The organism is Rhizobium sp. S96 (assembly GCF_030382195.1).
Lineage (GTDB): Bacteria > Pseudomonadota > Alphaproteobacteria > Rhizobiales > Rhizobiaceae > Rhizobium.
This window is the reverse complement of record NZ_JAUDRY010000027.1, coordinates 1-863: the sequence shown is the minus strand read 5'-3', so window position 1 is coordinate 863 and position 863 is coordinate 1. Positions and strand designations below refer to the sequence as shown.

Genomic DNA, 863 nt, shown 5'->3' with positions numbered 1-863 from the left:
GCCGGAATGGCTCCGCACCACAACCCGCCGCTACCGCCCCAAATACAGCAACCCAAAACCGCCGGAGCGAACTTAAAACTGGATAAAACTTGGGGGCAAGGTCAACGAGCCTGGCCCCAACGTCGAGCCATATCTAACACCGTCTGCTGTACTTCAAGAAAAGGGAGATAGCGCGAAGCTGATCGATGTCAGCAAGGCATCGGCGAACCAGTTGCGTATGATCGCCGCAATCAGGGTCCGCCGTGGTGATATCGTGATAACTCGTTCAGGAACGATTGGTCGGGTCGCCTACATCACCCGACGACTCCACAACGTGATCGTAAGTGACGACTTGATACGCGTTCGCGTGGAGGACGAAGAACTACGCTTTTATATCTTCGCTTACCTTCAGTCAAAGTATGCGCAAGACCAGATGTCTAGGAACGAATATGGCGCCGTCCAACAGCATCTGGAACCAGAACACATCCGCAATATTCTTGTTCCTGTGGCCGACAATCGTTCTCACATGGCAGACATTGTGGATGGAGTCAGGCTCTCAATTGAACTGCGCGAGCGCCTGGAAGCCGAGAACGGCAACACTTCCGCGAAGATGGATGGGCTTATAAAGGGCGCGCTAGACGGAATTTAGTCCGTCTATGACGCCGCAAAAAAGAACGCGTAGCAAGGCGCGCTAAGTGGCCGACGTCGGGACCGGAGAAAGCACTATTCGACAGATGCTCGACGATTGACAGAAGGCGGCAGCGCGACTTGTGCGGAGACTGTGTTTCGGCGTGCAAATTTAACCCCCTTGGCGGGGTAATCGGCGTCCAATTTTGACCCCCCTCAGATTTCATCTGACCATCCGGCTTTTGGCGGCGGATGGA

General features: G+C 54.5%; 1 protein-coding gene. It reads left to right on the top strand.

All coding sequences use genetic code 11. The features are described from left to right. The first annotated feature begins 82 nt into the window (after positions 1 to 82). Entirely contained in the window at positions 83 to 628 is a 546-nt protein-coding gene (locus tag QTL94_RS22065) for a restriction endonuclease subunit S (RefSeq protein ID WP_289803100.1), read from the top strand. Positions 629 to 863: the final 235 nt, after the last annotated feature.